Here is a 20,482-nt window from a genome sequence, read left to right as displayed (position 1 = left end):
CTGTCCTTAGTACGAGAGGACCGGGATGGACATACCGCTGGTGTACCAGTTGTCTTGCCAAAGGCATCGCTGGGTAGCTATGTATGGACGGGATAAATGCTGAAAGCATCTAAGCATGAAGCCCCCTTCAAGATGAGATTTCCCATTACGCAAGTAAGTAAGATCCCTCAAAGATGATGAGGTGGATAGGTCTGGGGTGTAAGTACGGCGACGTATGTAGCTGACAGATACTAATCGATCGAGGACTTAACCTATTTTAAAAAGTAGTTACTTGAACTACGCCAATGTCTTTTATTCAGTTTTGAGTGAACAAGCTTTACTCAAAGAGTCTAGTAACGATGGCGAAGAGGTCACACCCGTTCCCATACCGAACACGGAAGTTAAGCTCTTCAGCGCCGATGGTAGTTGGGGGTTTCCCCCTGTAAGAGTAGGACGTTGCTAGGCACGCGAAGCCATTCCCTTTGGGGAGTGGCTTTTTTGTGGTTTCAGGGGATCATGTTCGCTGTAATAAGTGGATGATTCCTTCATTTCTTGCGTTATCTACCTAGCCTGATATGATCAATCATCCTCCATAAGCGCTCTATCTACTGCGTTAACCGCTCTATGGGCGTCGCTGAGTGCTCTATTCCTCGCCGTGACCGCTCTATCTGCCGTGCTCACTGCTCTATCATCCCTCACGACCGCTCATAACCTTCATTTTCCACTATGATTATCTGTGTAATCAATCATCCTCCATAAGCGCTTTATCCACTGCATTAACCGCTCTAAAGCCCACGTTAACCACCTATCAGCAACTCGCCCTCACTGAAACAAAAATCGATACTCTATTAGAAACATCAATTTAAAACAGTATAGTGGGTTTCTGGTGAATAATAGAGTAAAATATATTAAAAGAAAAGAGGCGGTTCTGCATGACGACAGTTTATGATTTTACAGTGGAGACTACAGGCGGAGAAAAGAAATCTCTAAAGGAATTTGAAGGAAATCCAATGGTCATTGTCAATACTGCGAGCAAATGCGGTTTCACAAAACAATTTAAAGAACTACAACAACTATATGAAGAGTATAAAGATCAAGGACTGGTTATACTGGGGTTTCCATCGGATAACTTTAATAACCAAGAGTTTGATGATATTGATGAGACAATGGAGTTTTGTCAAATAAATTATGGTGTGACCTTCCCTATGTTTGCGAAGGTAGATGTAAAAGGGGACCAAGCTGAACCTTTATTTACGTATCTTGCTGAGCAACAAAAGGGTGTGTTGACGGAAGGAATCAAATGGAACTTTACGAAATTTTTGATTGATTCGAATGGACAGGTTGTAGACCGTTTTGCACCTCAAACAAATCCATTAAAGATGCAAAAGTCACTTGATAAAATGTTCAGTGAGTAATAGAAATAGTGAATTTATAGATTTCTATCTTGACACGTTTCATTGTCGCTGATAACCTTTTAATAATCTGAATAGACAATAGTAATTTTAGGAGGCAGAAAGTTAATGTGGGAATCAAAGTTTTCTCGTGAAGGTCTGACGTTCGATGATGTATTATTGGTGCCGGCTGCATCTGATGTATTGCCAAAGGCTGTTTCGCTATCTGTAAACTTAACGGACAGCATTAAGTTGAATATACCTATCATCAGTGCAGGTATGGATACAGTAACGGAATCCAAGATGGCCATATCTATGGCTCGTCAGGGTGGAATCGGCGTTATTCATAAAAACATGAGTATTGAGGAACAAGCTGAGGAAGTTGTTACGGTTAAACGTTCTGAGAATGGAGTTATTAAAAACCCGTTCTTCCTTACACCGGAACATCAAGTATTTGATGCAGAGCATTTAATGGGTAAATATCGTATCTCAGGTGTCCCAATCGTTAACAATATGGAAGAGAAGAAGTTGGTTGGTATTTTGACGAACCGTGACCTGAGATTTATTCAGGACTATTCCATTATCATCGATGAAGTCATGACGAAAGAGAACTTGGTGACGGCTCCTGTAGGAACTAGACTTGAAGATGCTGAGAAGATGCTACAGCAATATAAAATTGAGAAGCTTCCGATCGTAGATGATAAAGGTATTCTTAACGGTTTAATTACAATTAAGGATATCGAGAAAGTTATTGAGTTCCCTAATGCAGCAAAAGATAAAGCTGGACGTTTGCTTGTAGGTGCAGCCGTTGGAGTCACGTCAGACACTTCTACGCGCATTGAGAAGCTTGTACAAGCAGAAGTCGACTTAATAGTCATTGATACGGCTCACGGTCATTCTAAGGGTGTTATTGACACAGTGAGAGAGATCCGCGGTAATTATCCGGACCTTGCGATCGTTGCAGGTAACGTAGCAACGGCAGAAGCGGCTGAAGCATTGTACGAAGCAGGTGCTGATGTCGTAAAGGTTGGTATTGGCCCTGGTTCTATTTGTACAACACGCGTAGTTGCAGGTGTTGGTGTACCACAGATCACGGCTATTTATGAGTGTGCGACTGTTGCGCGTAAATATGGCAAGACGATTATTGCAGACGGTGGAATTAAATATTCTGGAGATATTGTCAAAGCATTGGCTGCTGGTGGACATGCAGTTATGCTTGGAAGCTTGCTCGCAGGTACTACAGAGAGCCCAGGAGAGTCGGAAATCTTCCAGGGACGTCGTTTTAAAGTATACCGTGGTATGGGTTCTGTTGCAGCGATGGAAAAAGGTTCAAAAGATCGCTACTTCCAAGAAGATGAAAAGAAATTGGTTCCGGAAGGCATTGAAGGTCGTATGCCGTACAAAGGGCCTTTGTCCGATACAATTCATCAGCTTATAGGTGGTATTCGCGCAGGCATGGGATACTGCGGTTCGAAGGATCTTGAAGCACATCGTGAAAATGCACAGTTTATTCGTATGACAGGTGCTGGTTTATTAGAAAGTCATCCACACCAAGTACAAATTACAAAAGAAGCACCAAACTATTCGGTGCGTTAATTTAACTAGATCGAGGACAGCGAGGGAAATCTCTTGCTGTCCTTTTTCGTCGTGATGTCATGAATAATGGGAGATGAGGAAAAATAGGTCGGTTTTTATAGGGGAATATGTGTTTTTTTGCTATAAGCATACCTGACTTGGCGGGAATATGGTACACTGATTTTTGATATTGTGACTACGGGGGTAAGATGAGTGGAAAAAGTAACACAGAGATGGTTGGCTGCCTTTATGGTGCCAATGATGTTGTTGATGACGTTTAGTATACAGGGAACTGCAGTAGCAGAGGAAAATGAATCTTCATTGGACATCCGTGTAAACGGAGCTATTTTGATAGATGCAAATAGTGGCAAAGTATTATACGAAGAAAATTCAGATAAACCACTTGGTATTGCAAGTATGACGAAAATGATGACGGAATACTTGATGTTTGAAGCAATTGAAGATGGAACGATAACGTGGGATCAGGAGTACGAGGTTACGGATTATACGTATAAGGTTTCACAAGACCGTCGCTTAAGTAACGTACCACTTCGTCGTGATGGATCATATACGATTCGTGAACTATACGAAGCAGTAGCTATTTACTCGGCAAATGCAGCAACTATTGCAATTGCAGAGACGATTGCAGGATCTGAAGAAAAATTTGTTCATCTAATGAATGAAAAGGCTGAAGAACTTGGCTTGATTGATTATAAATTTGTTAACTCTACAGGCCTTAACAATAGTGATTTGCAAGGGATGCATCCAAGTGAGTTTGGAGAGAAAGACGAGAATGTTATGCCAGCAAGCTCTGTTGCTAAACTAGCGTATCATTTATTAAAAGAATATCCTGAAGTCTTGGATACCACCAAAATTGCTAAGAAAACATTCCGTGAAGGAACAGATGACGCTATTGATATGGTCAACTGGAACTTCATGTTGCCAGGTCTGGTGTATGAATATGATGGCATCGATGGCTTGAAAACTGGAACTACAGAATTTGCAGGACATTGTTTTACTGGAACTGCAGTACGTGATGGGCGACGTGTTATTGCTATCGTAATGAATGCAGTCGATGAAAAAGGTGTGGGATCTTACGAAGCACGTTTTGATGCTACACGTAAATTATTCGATTATGGCTTTAAAGAGTTTAGTGAAACGGAGCTACTTAAAGCAGGTCACCAGTTCAAGAAACAGAAAACGCTAGATGTTATAAAGGGGAAAGAGAAACAAGTAGCGATTGCGACAAATAAACCTATCAGTATGTTAATCCGCAATGATGAAGATCAAGACTATACAACTGAGCTTGTCTTGGATGAGAATCTTGTGAAGAATGGACAAATACAAGCACCAATTAAAAAAGGCACAGTGGTCGGTCATGTCAAACTAGTGAAAAAAGATGGATCTGATTACGGATTTATTGATGGGAAAACAGTAGGCACGGAAGTCGTCACGACAGAAGAAGTAAAGAAAGCTGGTCGCTTCTCGTTAACGATGGGGGCAATCGGTCACTTCTTCTCTAGCGCGTGGAATAGTTCTACTGGTTTTGTAAAAGGTTTATTTAATTAATTCTAAAAAGACAGTGCACCCCTACTTAGGTGTCGCTGTCTTTTTTATATTCCATATATCTAATAGCTTTGAAATAGCTAGTATAATGTCTTCTTCAGATAAACCGCCAAAGCCGATGAGGAATGAAGGCGGAGCTTTGCTGGGCATTACTCTATACGTCTCTAGACCTCGTACCTTTATTCCTGCCTCAAGAGCTTGATGGATCAACTCTTTTTCTGTTCTATCTGTTTGAATATGAAGCAAGACGTGCATACCCGCTTCATCGCCCGAGAATGAAATATAAGGCTCATACAACTTCAATAAATTCGTCAATGTATGCATTTTTCTTCGGTAGATTTTACGCATACGGTTTAGGTGTCGCGAAAATTGTCCATCAGCCATGAAACGTGCCAAGATATGCTGATCCATACGTGGTACAGAAGAAGAGTAAGGGATAAAAGCCTGGCGATACGTTTCTAACAGCTGTGGTGGCAATACCATGTATGCAATCCGCATGGACGGCATAAGCGATTTGGTGAACGTACTTAGATAGATGACATTTTCACCTTTATCCATCCCTTGCAAGGAGGGGATTGGACGTCCACGGTAACGAAACTCGCTGTCATAATCATCTTCAATGATGAAAAACTTTGAATCTGACGCAGCCCAGTTTAAAAGAGCAGTTCTGCGAGCAGCAGAGAGTACTGTACCGGTCGGAAACTGGTGGGAAGGGGTAACATATGCTACGGATGCATCAGAGCGTTGTAGTGCCTTTACATCAAGACCTTCCTTGTCGACAGCGATAGGAATCGTTTGACGATAGTTCTCGGAAAAGACGTGTTTCGTCATCAAGTAACCCGGATCTTCAATTGCATAGCGTGCCTGTCTTCCCAGTATGCGGATGATTAAAGGTAAAAGCTGTTCTGTACCGGAACCAACGATAATTTGTTCAGGCGTACAGTCTACTCCTCGCGAGTGATATAAATATCGGGCGATTTCCTGACGTAACTCCATATCACCGTGTGGGTCTCCAAGTAATAATAGATGAGCTTGTGAAGTGTCCATAATATCACGTGCATATTTTCTCCATGCAATGAAAGGAAAATGTTCGGTATCAATAGAACTCGGTGAAAGGTCGTATCGAATGGATTCTATTAAAGGAACTGTAGGTGTTTTCTCAGCTTTCAGAGGCTGAACATAGGCGAGCTCCTCAATTTCTTGTACGAAATAGCCTTTTCGAGGTTCAGCCGCAATAAAACCTTCGGCTGTCAACTGATCATAAGCCATTTCGATGGTTGTTTGACTGACGCCTAGAAACTCTTCTAGTTGGCGTTTAGAAGGGAGCTTCATGCCAACCGGAAACTTACCGTCAATCATGTCTTGTTTAATTTGATTATATATTTGTTGATATAGGGGAGTATCAGAATTCTTTTGAAGCTCGATAAAAATCATATCCATAGTGATTCCTCTCATCTGACCATGTTGTTTAATGCGTAACTGGCTATTTTAGTATGGTCAATTTAGAGTATACTGAAAATATTGAAAAGGGGGAAGGAAAATGAATTTTAATTATGGCGGCGTTATAATGGATGTAATCAATGCAGAGCAGGCAAAGGTGGCGGAAGCAGCCGGAGCTATTGCAGTTATGGCACTAGAGCGAGTACCTTCTGATATTCGAGCGGCAGGCGGTGTTGCACGTATGGCTGATCCACGAATTGTAGAAGAAGTACAAAAGGCAGTATCCATCCCTGTCATGGCAAAAGCACGTATAGGGCATATTTCAGAAGCACGTGTACTAGAGGCATTGGGTGTGGATTTCATTGATGAAAGTGAAGTGTTAACGCCTGCAGATGACGTGTTTCACTTATTGAAAAGTGATTTCAGCGTACCATTTGTTTGTGGGGCACGAAACCTTGGAGAAGCAGCACGACGTTTAGGTGAAGGGGCAAAAATGCTCCGCACAAAAGGTGAGCCAGGAACAGGCAATATCGTGGAAGCAGTGCGTCACTTGCGAATGATTAATGCTCAAGTTAGTAAAGTAGTACATATGAGCAAAGACGAATTAATGACGGAAGCCCGTAATCTTGGTGCACCATATGAAATTCTGCTTGCTATTAAAGAGGCTGGTCGCTTGCCGGTAGTAAACTATTCCGCTGGAGGAGTAGCAACACCCGCTGATGCCGCTTTGATGATGGAACTAGGAGCAGATGGCGTATTTGTCGGTTCTGGTATCTTCAAATCGGAGAATCCCGAAGCGTTTGCGCGTGCTATTGTACAGGCGACGGCGAACTATCAGGATTATGAATTGATTGCCAAACTATCAAAAGATATTGGAACTCCAATGAAAGGCTTAGAAATTTCGAAGCTTGCCGAGAGTGAATTAATGGCTACTCGCAGTTCATAACTTGTTATTAAATAGTATAAGTAGATTGCAGTCAGAGGAAAAAAAACTAGGGGCACGTCCAACCATGAGTCAGCTAGGAAGTACAGTAGTTGACTCATGAAATGGTCACCCGCGCAGTAGAATTTTTACTAACCAAGGAGAAGCACAGTACGTAATTGCTGAGAGCACCTCAAAAAGGTAATATATTGTACATTAACGATATTTCCCATGCAATGACGTACCGTGTCCCTTGTCAATAGTCAGAAAATGTAGTATGGTATATGTAATTTCACATACATTACGATGATAGGAAGCAGTAGCAACTATGTTTTTTTTAGAGAGCCGGCGGGTGGTGAAAGCTGGTAAAAACCGTTGTGAATCCGTCCAGGAGTAGCAGAGCCGAATCAGTAGGTTTTGCCGGTCAGTTGAGCCGATATCTCAAACAAGTGGGCTGAGTCATCAGTCAATTTGGGTGGCAACGCGGGTAGTTCTCGTCCCTATTTTAGGGGATGGAGGGCTTTTTTTATCGTTTTTTTATCATTTGTAATGTAAATAAGAGGAGGCGGATGACGTGCTAGATAGTAAATTATTGCGTTCAAATTATGAGGAAGTAAAAGCAAAACTCAGTAAACGTGGAGAAGATTTGACTGATTTTGAAAAGTTTGGTGGTCTTGATGAGAAGCGCCGCGAAATTTTATCAAAAGTAGAAGTGCTAAAAGCTGAGCGTAACGAAGTATCACAAAAGGTTGCACAAATGAAGCGTAATAAAGAAGATGCTGATGGAGTCATTGCAAAAATGAAAAAGGTCGGCGAGGAAATAAAAGCATATGATCAAGAACTTTCTAAAGTAGAAGAAGAATTGAATTATGTGCTTATGCGTATCCCAAATATTCCACATGATAGTGTACCGGTAGGAGACAGTGAAGATGACAACGTAGAAATCCGTACATGGGGTGAGTTACCAGCGTTCGATTTTGAACCGAAGCCACATTGGGAAATTGGGACGGATCTTCAGTTGCTTGATTTTGAACGTGCAGCAAAGGTAACAGGAAGCCGATTCGTATTTTATCGCGGATTGGGTGCACGACTTGAACGGGCATTGATCAACTTCATGCTGGATCTTCATCAAGAGGAACATGGCTATGAAGAAATGTTGCCACCGTATTTAGTAAACCGTACAAGCTTAACTGGTACTGGGCAACTACCGAAGTTTGAAGAAGATGCGTTCCTAATCGAAGAAGAGGACTACTTCCTAATTCCGACGTCTGAAGTTCCGGTAACTAATTTCTATCGCGATGAAATTTTAGATGGTGCGAAGTTGCCAATTGCTTTCACAGCATATAGCACGAACTTCCGCTCTGAAGCAGGATCTGCGGGTCGTGATACACGAGGACTAATTCGTCAGCATCAGTTCAATAAAGTGGAGTTAGTTCGTTTTGTAAAACCAGAAGATTCTTATGATGAGTTGGAGAAATTGACTGGACATGCTGAGAAAGTATTGCAGTTGTTGAAACTGCCTTACCGTGCTCTTAAAATGTGTACAGCAGATCTAGGTTTCACAGCTGCTAAGAAGTATGATTTAGAAGTATGGATTCCAACGCAGAATGTTTATCGTGAGATTTCTTCATGTTCAAACTTTGAAGATTTCCAAGCACGTCGAGCACATATCCGTTTCCGTCGTGAACCAGGGGCGAAGCCTGAGTATGTGCACACATTGAACGGTAGTGGATTGGCTGTTGGTCGTACTGTAGCAGCCATTTTGGAAAATTATCAGCAAGCAGATGGTTCTGTTGTAATTCCTGAAGTACTACGTCCGTATATGGGTGGCAAAGAAAAAATCGAAGCCCCTAAGTAAGTGAAAAAACTACTTTGAACTGCGTTCCATAAATACGCTACTTCAATTCTTTACTTCAAATAGTTAGTAACGAAAGAAGCCCATGCTTACGAGTCTAACTCGAGGCGTTGGGCTTCTTTTTTTGCCGCTTTTCTTTTTTCACGCAGTGATCGAAAGAAAGTGGTGAGGAGTTGACCGCACTCTTCTCCAAGGACGCCTTCGGTCACGATACATTCGTGGTTGAATCTAGGGTCGTTGAGCAGATTATAGAAGGTGTGGACGCAACCACCTTTTGGGTCACGTGCGCCGTATACTACTCTTGGTATTCTAGATTGCAGTATGGCTCCTGCACACATGGGGCAGGGCTCGAGCGTAACGTACAAAGTGGTGTCTTCTAAGCGCCAGCTTCCTATATTTTCACAAGCTATTTGGATGGCCGAGAGTTCAGCGTGTGTGACAGCATTTTGTGTAGTTTCGCGCAAATTGTGGGCTGCTGCAATGACTACTTCGTTATGTACAATAACTGCTCCAATGGGTACTTCGGCAAGAGCCGCTGCCTTTTCCGCTTCTTGTATTGCCAGTCTCATGTAGTATTCATCATCTTTCATCGAGTCATCACTCCTTATCAACAGTCTATCACGTGAAATATCAAAATCAATTAGTGAAATGTTCCACGTGAAACATACAAGTAAATGTAATTAAACAGCTCACTATAAGCTGCATTCTAAACAGTAGTCTGTGGTAAAATGAGATGGCAACGAAATGAAAGGGTGAGTGTTACATGTTTGTTCCGTTTATTGCGGTAGAAGGTCCAATTGGTGTAGGTAAGACTACGCTGACTGCAGCGATCGCTGAAGCCTTTTCATATAATCAATTGAGAGAGATCAGTGGAGAGAATCCTTTTCTTAATAAGTTTTATCAAGATAAAGAAAAGTGGAGTTTCCAAACAGAGATGTTTTTCTTGTGTAATCGATATGAGCAATTAAAACAAATCAATAGAGAATACATATCGCAGGGGTTACCTGTGGTGGCCGACTATCATGTATTTAAAAACATGCTTTTTGCACAACGAACATTAGAGCCAAACGACTTTGTAAAGTATAAAGAAATCTATCACATTTTGACGAAAGATCTACCGATGCCGAATATTGTTATTTCATTATCTGCATCCATTCCTACACTACTTAGCCGAATCGATGAGCGTGGTCGATCGTATGAAGAAGATATGGATCCGGATTATTTACTTCAACTTTCCAATGACTATCGTGCGTATTTGCCGGAATTTGAAGTGACATATCCTGATACGCAGGTTATCCATATTAATGGGGATGAAGTGGATTATGTCCGTCATAAAGAAGACTTGGATGCAATAATAAGCAAAGTACGTGAAGTGGTTCAGAAAGGTTTGAAGCTAAATGAAGTCACATAATATACCGAAGAATAGTGTGTTTGCAGTAGCAGGAATGGTTGGGGTTGGGAAGTCGACTATGGCACACGCTATAGCCGAACGACTTGGTTTTCAAGAGTCGTTGGAAAATGTAGCGCAAAATCCATACTTAGAAAGATTCTATAATGATTTTGAACGTTGGAGTTTTCATCTGCAAATTTTCTTTTTGGCGGAACGTTTTAAAGAACAAAAGCATATTTTCGAAAGTGGCGGTGGTTTTGTACAAGATCGTTCCATTTATGAAGATGTGGGGATTTTTGCTAAGATGCACGCAGATGAAGGGACCATGGAACCGGTAGATTTTAAGACGTATATGAATTTGTACGAAGCGATGGTGATGACACCATACTTTCCACATCCGAATGCATTGATCTACTTGGAAGGACCGTTACCTGTCATTCTAGATCGAATTGAAGAGCGAGGCAGGGATATGGAGCTGCAAACACCAAAAAGTTATTGGGAAGAGATGTATCGTCGCTATGAACAATGGATTGATTCATTTACTGCATGTCCAGTCATTCGGTTAAATATTGAGGAATATGATTTGTTAAGAAATGAAGGGGATATTGAGTTAATTATTGAGAAAATTAGTGAAGAAATGAAAAAGACGACACCCCTCGTGTGAGGAGTGTCGTTTATTTATTAATGAACGGGGACTTCTGTGAAAAATTCCTTGTAAAGTTCACGAAGGACAAGATTTTCATCTTTTTCTTGAATACCGAATACTAAACTTACCTCTGAAGAACCTTGATTGATCATTTCTATATTTGCACCTGTTCGCGCAATAGCAGACGCCGCACGTGCTGCCAATCCTCTTGCGTGGCGCATGCCTTCACCTACGAGTACAACCATGGAATAATCACGTTGGAAATGTACATCATCTGGACAGAGTTCTAGTTCGATACGCTTAACGATGCGTGCTTCTTTTTCAGGAGTTAAATGTTCATCACGAATAATGACAGACAGATTATCTATTCCTGAAGGTGTATGTTCATACGGAATCTCTTCTTCTTCCAGAATTTGTAGTAAGTGACGTCCGAAACCGATTTCTAGATTCATCAAGTATTTGGCGACGAAGAGTGTGGAGAATCCTTTATCAGCAGCAATTCCAACAACCGATTGAAGATTATGGTCACGATCTCGCACAATCATCGTGCCGGGTGCACTTGGATTATTCGTGTTCTTAATACAAACAGGAATCTTGTAGCGGAATGCAGGTACTAAAGCTTCTTCGTGAAATACAGAAAATCCGGCGTATGCCAACTCACGCATTTCTCGGTACGTCATCGCATCGATAGCACGTGGGTTTTCTATAACTGTTGGATTTGCTGAAAAAACGGAGTCTACATCAGTGAAGTTTTCATATAGCTCTGCATTCGTTGCAGCCGCCAATAGTGCGCCAGTGATATCAGAACCACCACGGTTGAACGTACGCAATGTTCCGTCTTCCGTGTAGCCAAAGAAGCCTGGGAATACAATAATTCCTTCTTTATCACGTAATTTACAAAGTTTTTCATTGCCTTCCGGAAGTGCACGTACACGTTCAGGACGGTGATTAACGAGTAATCCACCTTCACGAGGATTTACATACTCTGCTTCTACGCCGATATGACGGAAATAAGCTGCAATCATTTTAGCATTATTGTCTTCGCCAGCGGCTTTCAAGCTATCCACGTATAGAACTTCATCCGATTGATCTTTATTTAGACGTCGAATGACATCCTGTTCGATGACTTGTGCAATTTCTTCATCTAGGCCAAGACCATTCGAAATTTCCTTATAACGGTCCACAACCTTTTGTAGCGCATCTGTTGTGTCTTCACCTGCAAGTGAGGTTTCTGCTAAATCAATGAGCAAGTCTGTTACTTTAATGTCAGATGAAAAACGTTTACCTGGTGCAGAGACTACGACAATCTTTCTTGATGGGTCGGATACGACAATGTCGACGACTTTACGAATTTGTTCTGCGGATGCGACGGATGTTCCGCCAAATTTACAAACTTTCATTATGTACCAGATCCTATCTACTTTGAGTTTATCTATCTATTTTTAGAAGATTCGTGAAAACAGGTTGTTATTAAAGGCAGAATTCTCTATAATTGTCCTTATACGAAGAACGATTGTTTTTTCATAGTGTACATATAGTTAGGAGAATCGTCAAATGAAAAATGAGAAAAATGAAATTAATATTGGCTTATTAGGTTACGGAGTGGTCGGAAGTGGTGTTGCAACAATTTTGCATAATCATCAAGATGACCTCCGACATAAGCTTGGTGTTCCTGTATCCATCAAGAAAGTCCTTGTCAAGAACTTGGATAAGAAACGAAATGGCGTGATACCTAAAGAAATGTTCACTACATCACTTGATGAAGTATTGAATGATCCTGAAATTGACTTGATCATTGAAGTGACAGGAGGTTCTTCTGAAGCAATTCGACGTTCACTCGAAGCTGGTAAGGGTGTTGTCACCGCAAACAAGGACGTCATGGCTGAATCTGGACCGGAATTATTAAAATTAGCAGATGAAAATAAATGCGACCTATTATATGAAGCGAGTGTAGGTGGTGGTATTCCATTAATTCGTACATTAGAAGATGGATTAGCGTCAGACCGCATCACCGCATTGACAGGAATCGTTAACGGTACGACTAACTTCATTCTAACAAAAATGAAGGATGAAAATAAGACCTATGAAGATGCATTAGCAGAAGCAACGGAACTTGGCTTCGCAGAGGCAGATCCTTCAGCTGACGTAGATGGTATTGATGCAGCACGTAAGATGGTAATTCTCGCGTCTTTATCATTCTCTACAGAAGTGCATCTCGATGATGTATTTGTCCGTGGTATGAAAGAAATTGCAGACGGCGATCTTCAACTTGCGGAGCAGTTCGGCTATACAATCAAGATGACAGGCTCAGCCAAGAAAGATGAAGAGGGAATTGAAGTGGCAGTTGAGCCGGTATTCGTTCATAACTCTCATCCACTTGCTACAGTCAATAATGAATTCAACGCAGTGTATGTGTACAGTGATTCAGTAGGCGAGACAATGTTCTATGGACCTGGAGCCGGTTCATTGCCTACAGCAACTTCCGTAACAGGTGACGTAGTGGCGGCTTGTCGCAATATTTTGCTAGGCGTGAATGGTAAGAGAATGCATGCACCGCAATTTGAGCGCAAAGTAAAAACGGATGATCAGAAGTATGCCCGCTATTTCCACCGTATTACCGTCCGTGATGAAGTAGGCGTGTTGACGGAATTGACATCTATTTATAGCCACCACAAAGCAAGTCTAGCGACAGTTGTTCAAGATTCCGATTTGCATAATGAAGGTGCGGATTTAATCTTTATTACACATAAAATTTCACGCCAACAACATTTAGATATTTTAGCTGACTTAAAAGATACACCTGCGGTTATTGACATTTCTAGTCATTACCGGGTGGAAGGAGAATAAGGGATTATGAGAAGATGGAATGGTTTAATCGAAGAATATAAAGAATGGTTGCCAGTGACAGAAAATACACCTGCATTAACATTGCAGGAAGGGAATACACCATTGATCCACCTTGAGAACTTATCAAAACAATGGGGAATTAATCTTTATGTGAAAACAGAAGGAACAAATCCAACTGGATCATTTAAAGACCGAGGAATGGTAATGGCAGTTGCTAAAGCTAAAGAAGAGGGAAAGACGGCTTTAATTTGTGCTTCAACAGGCAACACATCTGCTGCGGCTGCAGCTTACGGTGCGCGTGCAGGTATGCGCACAATCGTGGTTATTCCAGAAGGTCGTATCGCACTCGGTAAACTGGCACAAGCAAAAATGTACGGAGCAGAGATTGTAGCGATCGAAGGAAACTTTGATGAAGCACTTCGTATGGTTCGTGAATTAGGCGAAGGGAAGATTGCTTTAGTTAACTCTGTGAATCCTTACCGCTTGGAAGGACAGAAGACGGTAGCCTTCGAAACAATTGAACAGCTTGGCAAAGTTCCGGATATCTTCGCTCTACCGGTTGGCAATGCGGGAAATATCTCTGCAGCATGGAAAGGTTTTAAAGAGTATGCAGAGAAAAAGGGCACGGGTACTCCGAAACTGCTTGGTGTTCAAGCTGATGGGGCTGCACCTATCGTATATGATCGTGTATTTGAAGAGCCTGAAACTGTTGCAACGGCTATCCGCATAGGGAACCCTGCAAGCTGGCACTTAGCGACACAAGCACTTGAAGAGTCTGGCGGGGATATTTTGTCTGCTACGGATGAAGAGATTCTCGAAGCATATCAATTACTTGCTGCAACGGATGGAATTTTCGCGGAACCAGCATCGTGTGCGACAATTGCAGGTATCAAAAAACGCCTTGACGCTGGATTGATCGAAAAGGGGACGACGATTGTCGGAATCTTGACGGGCAATGGACTGAAAGATCCTGAAACAGCAATTAACGTTAATTCACATAAGCCTATGATGACAAACGAACAGTTCGACAACTTCTTGAAAGAATTGAAAGAGGGGAACGACTAATGACAGAAGCCGGTTTTTCAGTGACCGTGCCAGCCACAACGGCTAATCTCGGACCCGGCTTCGATCATTTAGGTCTTGCCCTTTCACTTAACATGACGATAGAAGTTGCATCAGCCGAGGCGTGGCATGTGTTGTATCAAGATAAAGAATATGCTGCATTGCCAATGGACGAAACGAATTTGATTGTGCAGACTATACAACATGTTGCATCTACGTATGATCAAGTCGTTGCACCGCAAAAGTTAGTAGTTCGTTCAGATATTCCTCTAGGAAAAGGTCTGGGCAGTAGTGCTACGGCAATTGCTGCGGGCATTGAAATTGCAAGTGAACTAGCAGGTCTACACTTGTCTCCAAAAGATAAGTTGCGAATTGGCAGTGAACTAGAAGGACATGCAGACAATGTCACTGCTGCATTGATTGGTGGCATGACGGTCTCTTACTTTACTGAAGACGAGATGGAAGTATTGTCTTTCCCAGCACCTCCTATTGGTGTGGTCATACTTGTCCCACCTGTTGCATTGAAAACAGAAGCCTCACGGGGGTTACTGCCTGAACACTTAACACATAAAGTAGCAGTACGCGGGAGTGCTGCAGGCAGTGTGATGACGGCTGCCATTGCACAATCCGATTGGGTGACTGCAGGACGTATGATGGAACGTGATCTATACCATGAACCGTATAGAAAAGTTGGTTTCCCTAACTTTGATGAAATCCGTATGGCTTGTAAAGAAGCAGGAGCATACGGTATGACGATAAGCGGGGCAGGACCGTCACTTTTCGTAGCCGTACCACCCGAAACCGAGCAACAAGTGGCGGCTTCATTAGAACAACGCTTTCCACATTATCAAGCACTAGCGCTTCAACCAGCACAGAATGGTGCATTCATTACAAAATAAAAACATCGTCAGGACTGATTTAGTCCTGACGATGTTTTTTTCGTACTATATTTCATTATTTGCACTTCTAATTTTAGGCAATAAAAAAACGTTACATCGAGTAACGTGTAGAGTCAAAATATGGCGGAGGAAGAGGGATTCGAACCCCCGCGGGCTTTAACACCCCTGTCGGTTTTCAAGACCGATCCCTTCAGCCGGGCTTGGGTATTCCTCCGTATTAGACAAATAATATCTTACCACGGTATTTTGAACACGTCAACTACTTTTTGAATTTTTCTTTGCGACGATAAATAAAGCGCCAGAAATAGAAACTCATCAAAGCAATAGTTTGTATAAGAGCAGCATACATAAAGTTGAAGTCTGAACTTGAGAAAATGATGACCAACAGCCCAAGCAAGACGGCAGGTAAGACAATGGCCGCGTAGACGCGTACTTCGGGATTGTGGAAACTAAGCTCATAACGTTTGGTTTGATTCATGCTCTTCACCTCACTTGTTTCAATTAGTATACCATTTTGTACCGCTGAGTGACCAGACCCCTTTCCTTGCATACTTATGAGGTAATAATTTTTCGCGTACTAGATAAAAGGTTTACCGTTGCAATCATTATTAACTATGGGTATAATAAGAAATGCCGTGCTAGGTGGGGAATTAGCGGTGCCCTATAACTTGCAATCCGCTCTAGCAAGACTGAATTCCTTTTCTGAGGCTGTCCGCATGTAGGGTCTGCCTTTTGCACGTAGTGTTGACGCCTGGGTCCTGCGCAATGGGAACCCATGAACCATGTCAGGTCCGGAAGGAAGCAGCATTAAGTGGACTCTCTCATGTGCCGCGGGGTAGCCTAGGCCGAGCCAACGACAAGAGTAACGCTTATGTGCGGCAGTCGAAGAAAGGTGCACGGCTTTAATTCAATAACTCACTCGTCCATTTTACTATGGGCGAGTTTTTTATGTCCCGTAAATAGTGTATACTTCTGAGTAGAACGTATAACTGAAAGGGAGCGATTTACAATGTCTGAGAAGAAAATGAACGTTGAAAGTTTTAATTTGGATCATACGAAAGTGAAAGCACCTTACATCCGTTTAGCGGGAACTTCAGAAGGAAAGAACGGCGACAAAATTTTGAAATATGATATCCGTTTCTGTCAGCCGAATGCGGACCATATGGATATGCCTGCACTTCATTCATTAGAGCATATGATGGCAGAATTTAGTCGTGACCATTCAGATCAAATCGTTGATATTAGTCCTATGGGTTGTCAGACAGGCTATTACTTGGCTGTAATCAATCATGACGACTATGATGATATTCTATCTATAGTAGAGAACACATTAAAAGACGTACTGGCAGCAACAGAAGTGCCAGCATGTAATGAAGTACAGTGCGGCTGGGCTGCGAGCCACAGTCTAGAAGGTGCGAAAGAAATCGCGCGCACGATGCTTGATAAGAAAGATGAGTGGACTAAAGTATTTGCGTAAGATAACTGAGCGATTAGCGGTGAAAAAACGTGTTTCATGATATAATAAAAGTATTATGCATTCGGAGAAAAAGGGGGAAACGCAGTTGATTTATCAAGCACTATACCGCGCTTACAGACCACAGACGTTTGGTGAAATGTCAGGTCAGCAAGCGATTAAGCAAACTCTGCAAAATACCCTTCTCCACCAGAAGACGACGCATGCTTATCTATTCTCGGGACCTAGAGGGACAGGGAAGACGAGTGCGGCGAAGATTTTTGCTAAAGCCCTAAATTGTGAAAACGGACCGGCGGCGGAACCTTGTAACGAATGCGAGACATGTAAGAGCATTACCGAAGGGTCCAATACAGACGTGACGGAATTTGATGCGGCTTCCAACTCGCGCGTCGAAGAAATCCGTGACATTATCGAGCGCGTGCATGTAGCACCGTCAAATGCGCGATTTAAAGTCTATATTATTGATGAAGTGCATATGCTGTCCAATTCAGCCTTTAACGCTTTGCTGAAAACATTGGAAGAACCCCCTGCTCATGTCGTGTTTATTCTAGCGACTACAGAACCTCACAAGTTACCGCTCACCATTATTTCTAGATGTCAGCGATTTGATTTCAAACCGATTACGTCACCTGAAATCATTGAGCGAATGGAAAAGGTTATTGGTGATATTGGAGTTACTGCCGAGACTGGAGCATTACGTGCTATTGCACAAGCTGCAACAGGCGGAATGCGAGATGCGCTCAGTATGCTCGATCAAGCCGTATCGTTCAGCGGAGATGAGTTGACGACAAGTGACGCGTTGCTGGTGACTGGAGCAATTGGTGAAGAAATCTTTTATCAGCTAGCACAGGCGATTCAAGCGAAAGATGCCGGATCCGCATTGTCCTTGCTGCATGAGTTAATTGCAGAGGGCAAAGATGTAGGCCGACTTGCAGAAGACATGATTACATTTTTCCGAGATATGTTATTACTTGGCACTGCGCCTGAATTGACAGATCTTTTGGAATTGATTTCAGACGGTGGTAAATTTAAAGAGCTAGCCCAAGAGTTCCATTCGGATGAATTATATCGGTATATCGATATCCTCTCGAAAACACAACAGGAAATGCGTTTTTCCAACCATGGCAAGGTGTACATTGAATCTGCTTTATTAAAAATGATTCATTCTGGAGAGCAACGACAAGTATCTACTTCTGTAGCCGACCCTGAAATAGCACAAAAGCTTGCAGTGCTGGAACAAACCGTTAGACAACTCCAGCAACAATTAGCGGCAGGGGCTGTGCAGCAAGCCGCTGAGCCGCAAGCACCGGCAAAAAGAGCTGCTTCAACTGCTTCCAGATCCGCTAAAGTACCAACAGGTAGGATTGTAGAAGTATTAAAAGCAGCAACGAAGTCTGATATTCAAGTAATTCGCGAGCAATGGGCGGGCATGATGCAAAGTATGCAACGTTCACATGCTGCTTTATTGGAAGAGACTGAGCCTGTAGCAGCATCCGAGACGGCATTTGTGCTAAAATTCAAATATGAAATTCATTGCCTGATGGCTTCTGAAAATGCTACATTACAAGCAGGCTTATCGGATGCGTTACTTCGACTGACAGGTAAAGGCTATGAAGTAGTCTACGTAGCGGAAGAAAGCTGGTTGGAAGTCCGTGCTGATTTCATTCGAAAAAGTGGATTGGCTAGTCAGAAAAGTAAAGAAAATCCTCAAAAGTCAGAGGAGGAACAACCCATTTCAGCGTTTATGGAAGAAGCAACAATTGAAGATGCTGATCCACTAGTAACGGAAGCTGAAAACTTGTTCGGAAAAGATTTTATAACTATAGAAGAGTAATCAACTAAGGAGGAATTAATTATGCGTGGAGCAGGAAATATGCAAGGTATGATGAAACAAATGCAGAAGATGCAAAAGAAGATGGCAGAGGCACAGGAAAACCTAGGAAATGAGCGAATGGAAGGTACAGCAGGTGGCGGTATGGTCAAAGTAATCGTCTCAGGTCATAAAGAAGTCCTTGAAGTCATTATCGATCCAGAAGCGGTAGATCCAGAAGACGTAGAAATCCTACAAGACTTGATTGTTATCGCTACAAACGATGCAATTGCAAAAGCAGAAGAAATTACGAACTCCACAATGGGCCAATTTACAAAAGGAATGAACTTGCCCGGGATGTTCTAGGAGGTTGTATAATGCATTATCCTGAACCTATATCTAAATTAATGGATAGTTTTATGAAATTGCCAGGCATCGGCCCCAAAACTGCGGGTCGTCTGGCGTTTTTTGTATTAAGTATGAAGGAAGACACCGTACTCGACTTTGCTAAAGCATTAGTTGACGCGAAACGTAATCTGCAGTTCTGTTCAGTTTGTGGTCATATTACGGATATTGATCCATGTTATATCTGTCAAGATCAATCCCGTGACCGCACAACAATCTGTGTAGTGCAGGATCCCAAAGACGTAATTGCTATGGAGAAGATGCGTGACTATCGCGGGCTGTATCACGTATTACAAGGTGCCATATCACCGATGGATGGCATCGGCCCAGAAGATATCAATGTCCCTTCGTTGTTAACTAGACTTCAAGATGACGAAGTGCAGGAATTGATTCTTGCGACGAACCCTACTATAGAGGGAGAAGCGACAGCCATGTATATTTCAAGGCTCGTCAAACCATCTGGAATTACGACAACACGTATTGCTCACGGCTTACCGGTCGGAGGAGATCTGGAATATGCAGATGAAGTTACGTTGTCTAGAGCATTGGAAGGTCGCCGAGAACTATAAGTAAAGTTTAAAAGATAGAAAACAAGTGGACTACAATTCCACAGAGACGCATATAGATAAGTATCTATGAGAAAGAAAGGGCGTTTTCTGTGAGGATTTTAGTCATAGCTATATTTGGAGTTATATCATTACTACTGTTGAGCATGAGCCGAACCACTCTCGAAAAGAACATGGAGCGTTTATCGGTTTTCTGGTTTAGATTGGCGTTTGCGTTCTTTATTCTTTTCTTAATGAACATTGCTGGTGGATTTATCGGAGTATACGTACCGGTGAACATTGCATCAGGTATGATTTTGGCCATACTAGGAATCCCAGGATTCGCAGCGCTATGCGGTTTCGCCATTCTTTTTTAAAAGAATGGTGAAAAAGCTTGCATTCCTTTAAACACGGTGGTATATTTATAAGCGTCGCATTGAGCAGTTGCGAAAACATCAAACTTAATAAGAAAAACTTTTTAAGTGAAAGTGTTGACAACGAAACAATGAGATGTTAATATTAGAAAGTTGCCTCTTACGAGAGACAAACCTTATGAACCTTGAAAACTGAACAGCAAAACGTTAACGAAATACAGTTTGTGCCTGGCTTGCCAGTGACACAAACAAAATGAGTATCTTAATTGATGCCAGCAAATGAAACTCGAGCTAATCGAATT

Annotated in this window: 19 protein-coding genes, 1 tRNA gene, 2 rRNA genes, 1 other RNA gene and 1 other annotated feature; of the genes, 18 read left to right on the top strand and 5 right to left on the bottom strand. The window is 42.2% G+C overall.

Annotated features, from left to right (window positions below):
- From Q7P97_RS02560 to Q7P97_RS02540, 5 genes are all read left to right on the top strand, one after another.
- A 23S ribosomal RNA gene (locus tag Q7P97_RS02560) occupies nucleotides 1–254 on the top strand; the annotation flags it as partial.
- Nucleotides 255–328: 74 nt separating this feature from the next.
- Nucleotides 329–444: ribosomal RNA gene (rrf, locus tag Q7P97_RS02555) — 5S ribosomal RNA — on the top strand.
- A gap of 467 nt (nucleotides 445–911) precedes the next feature.
- The gene (locus Q7P97_RS02550; RefSeq protein ID WP_303966141.1) at nucleotides 912–1,394 is read left to right on the top strand and encodes a glutathione peroxidase; all 483 of its coding nucleotides are present in this window, start codon (nucleotides 912–914) and stop codon (nucleotides 1,392–1,394) included.
- 105 nt (nucleotides 1,395–1,499) lie between these two features.
- Entirely contained in the window at nucleotides 1,500–2,966 is a 1,467-nt protein-coding gene (guaB, locus tag Q7P97_RS02545) for an IMP dehydrogenase (RefSeq protein ID WP_303966138.1), read from the top strand.
- A 192-nt stretch (nucleotides 2,967–3,158) separates the two neighbouring features.
- Nucleotides 3,159–4,514: a D-alanyl-D-alanine carboxypeptidase family protein gene (locus Q7P97_RS02540; RefSeq protein WP_483315756.1), complete on the top strand. Its 1,356-nt coding sequence runs from the start codon at nucleotides 3,159–3,161 to the stop codon at nucleotides 4,512–4,514.
- A gap of 21 nt (nucleotides 4,515–4,535) precedes the next feature.
- On the opposite strand, the gene pdxR is transcribed toward Q7P97_RS02540, so the two are convergent.
- On the bottom strand, nucleotides 4,536–5,951 hold the full coding sequence (pdxR, locus tag Q7P97_RS02535) for a MocR-like pyridoxine biosynthesis transcription factor PdxR (RefSeq protein ID WP_303966136.1): 1,416 nt from the start codon (nucleotides 5,949–5,951) through the stop codon (nucleotides 4,536–4,538).
- A 100-nt stretch (nucleotides 5,952–6,051) separates the two neighbouring features.
- Here pdxR and pdxS point away from each other — a divergent pair, with 100 nt between their 5' ends.
- Both pdxS and serS read left to right on the top strand, forming a co-directional pair.
- Nucleotides 6,052–6,897: a pyridoxal 5'-phosphate synthase lyase subunit PdxS gene (pdxS, locus tag Q7P97_RS02530; protein WP_303966134.1), complete on the top strand. Its 846-nt coding sequence runs from the start codon at nucleotides 6,052–6,054 to the stop codon at nucleotides 6,895–6,897.
- Between the two features lie 273 nt (nucleotides 6,898–7,170).
- Nucleotides 7,171–7,378: a binding site (T-box leader), on the top strand.
- Between the two features lie 69 nt (nucleotides 7,379–7,447).
- Nucleotides 7,448–8,731 carry a serine--tRNA ligase gene (gene serS / locus Q7P97_RS02525; protein ID WP_303966131.1) on the top strand — a complete coding sequence of 428 codons (1,284 nt, stop codon included), beginning with the start codon at nucleotides 7,448–7,450 and terminating at the stop codon, nucleotides 8,729–8,731.
- Nucleotides 8,732–8,817: 86 nt separating this feature from the next.
- Here serS and tadA read toward each other — a convergent pair whose 3' ends face one another.
- Nucleotides 8,818–9,318, bottom strand: a complete 501-nt coding sequence (gene tadA / locus Q7P97_RS02520; protein ID WP_303966128.1) for a tRNA adenosine(34) deaminase TadA — start codon at nucleotides 9,316–9,318, stop codon at nucleotides 8,818–8,820.
- 173 nt (nucleotides 9,319–9,491) lie between these two features.
- Here tadA and Q7P97_RS02515 point away from each other — a divergent pair, with 173 nt between their 5' ends.
- Nucleotides 9,492–10,139 carry a deoxynucleoside kinase gene (locus Q7P97_RS02515; RefSeq protein WP_303966125.1) on the top strand — a complete coding sequence of 216 codons (648 nt, stop codon included), beginning with the start codon at nucleotides 9,492–9,494 and terminating at the stop codon, nucleotides 10,137–10,139.
- Nucleotides 10,126–10,782 carry a deoxynucleoside kinase gene (locus Q7P97_RS02510; RefSeq protein ID WP_303966122.1) on the top strand — a complete coding sequence of 219 codons (657 nt, stop codon included), beginning with the start codon at nucleotides 10,126–10,128 and terminating at the stop codon, nucleotides 10,780–10,782. The genes Q7P97_RS02515 and Q7P97_RS02510 overlap by 14 nt, the downstream gene beginning before the upstream one ends.
- Nucleotides 10,783–10,799: 17 nt before the next feature.
- On the opposite strand, the gene Q7P97_RS02505 is transcribed toward Q7P97_RS02510, so the two are convergent.
- Complete coding sequence (locus tag Q7P97_RS02505; protein WP_303966119.1) at nucleotides 10,800–12,164, bottom strand: aspartate kinase; 1,365 nt, start codon at nucleotides 12,162–12,164, stop codon at nucleotides 10,800–10,802.
- A gap of 154 nt (nucleotides 12,165–12,318) precedes the next feature.
- On the opposite strand from Q7P97_RS02505, the gene Q7P97_RS02500 reads away from it, so the two are divergent.
- The 3 genes from Q7P97_RS02500 to thrB are packed head-to-tail and all read left to right on the top strand — an operon-like array spanning nucleotide 12,319 to nucleotide 15,572.
- Complete coding sequence (locus Q7P97_RS02500) at nucleotides 12,319–13,611, top strand: homoserine dehydrogenase (protein ID WP_085427717.1); 1,293 nt, start codon at nucleotides 12,319–12,321, stop codon at nucleotides 13,609–13,611.
- A gap of 6 nt (nucleotides 13,612–13,617) precedes the next feature.
- A complete protein-coding gene (gene thrC, locus Q7P97_RS02495; RefSeq protein WP_303966113.1) occupies nucleotides 13,618–14,676 on the top strand; it encodes a threonine synthase in 1,059 nt (352 codons plus the stop codon).
- Nucleotides 14,676–15,572 (top strand): homoserine kinase, encoded by an 897-nt coding sequence (gene thrB, locus Q7P97_RS02490; protein ID WP_303966110.1) that lies wholly within the window; start codon nucleotides 14,676–14,678, stop codon nucleotides 15,570–15,572. The genes thrC and thrB overlap by 1 nt, the downstream gene beginning before the upstream one ends.
- 121 nt (nucleotides 15,573–15,693) lie before the next feature.
- Here the strand turns inward: thrB and Q7P97_RS02485 are convergent.
- Together Q7P97_RS02485 and Q7P97_RS02480 are read right to left on the bottom strand one after the other, a co-directional pair.
- Nucleotides 15,694–15,786: transfer RNA gene (locus Q7P97_RS02485), tRNA-Ser, on the bottom strand.
- A gap of 45 nt (nucleotides 15,787–15,831) precedes the next feature.
- On the bottom strand, nucleotides 15,832–16,050 hold the full coding sequence (locus tag Q7P97_RS02480) for a hypothetical protein (protein WP_303966108.1): 219 nt from the start codon (nucleotides 16,048–16,050) through the stop codon (nucleotides 15,832–15,834).
- A 155-nt stretch (nucleotides 16,051–16,205) separates the two neighbouring features.
- Here Q7P97_RS02480 and ffs point away from each other — a divergent pair.
- The 6 genes from ffs to Q7P97_RS02450 all read left to right on the top strand — a co-directional run bounded on the left by ffs (nucleotide 16,206) and on the right by Q7P97_RS02450 (nucleotide 20,183).
- An RNA gene (gene ffs, locus Q7P97_RS02475) (signal recognition particle sRNA large type) lies at nucleotides 16,206–16,472 on the top strand.
- A gap of 109 nt (nucleotides 16,473–16,581) precedes the next feature.
- Nucleotides 16,582–17,049 (top strand): S-ribosylhomocysteine lyase, encoded by a 468-nt coding sequence (locus tag Q7P97_RS02470; RefSeq protein ID WP_303966105.1) that lies wholly within the window; start codon nucleotides 16,582–16,584, stop codon nucleotides 17,047–17,049.
- Between the two features lie 85 nt (nucleotides 17,050–17,134).
- Nucleotides 17,135–18,880, top strand: a complete 1,746-nt coding sequence (gene dnaX / locus Q7P97_RS02465; RefSeq protein WP_303966103.1) for a DNA polymerase III subunit gamma/tau — start codon at nucleotides 17,135–17,137, stop codon at nucleotides 18,878–18,880.
- Between the two features lie 21 nt (nucleotides 18,881–18,901).
- A complete protein-coding gene (locus tag Q7P97_RS02460) occupies nucleotides 18,902–19,222 on the top strand; it encodes a YbaB/EbfC family nucleoid-associated protein (RefSeq protein WP_029055208.1) in 321 nt (106 codons plus the stop codon).
- Nucleotides 19,223–19,233: 11 nt separating this feature from the next.
- On the top strand, nucleotides 19,234–19,830 hold the full coding sequence (gene recR / locus Q7P97_RS02455; RefSeq protein ID WP_085427723.1) for a recombination mediator RecR: 597 nt from the start codon (nucleotides 19,234–19,236) through the stop codon (nucleotides 19,828–19,830).
- 89 nt (nucleotides 19,831–19,919) lie between these two features.
- Nucleotides 19,920–20,183: a pro-sigmaK processing inhibitor BofA family protein gene (locus Q7P97_RS02450; RefSeq protein WP_303966087.1), complete on the top strand. Its 264-nt coding sequence runs from the start codon at nucleotides 19,920–19,922 to the stop codon at nucleotides 20,181–20,183.
- The last annotated feature ends 299 nt before the right edge of the window (nucleotides 20,184–20,482 follow it).

It is taken from the genome of Sporosarcina ureae (genome assembly GCF_029267015.1).
Classification (GTDB): domain Bacteria; phylum Bacillota; class Bacilli; order Bacillales_A; family Planococcaceae; genus Sporosarcina; species Sporosarcina ureae_D.
This window is presented reverse-complemented; position numbering and strand designations above follow the sequence as displayed.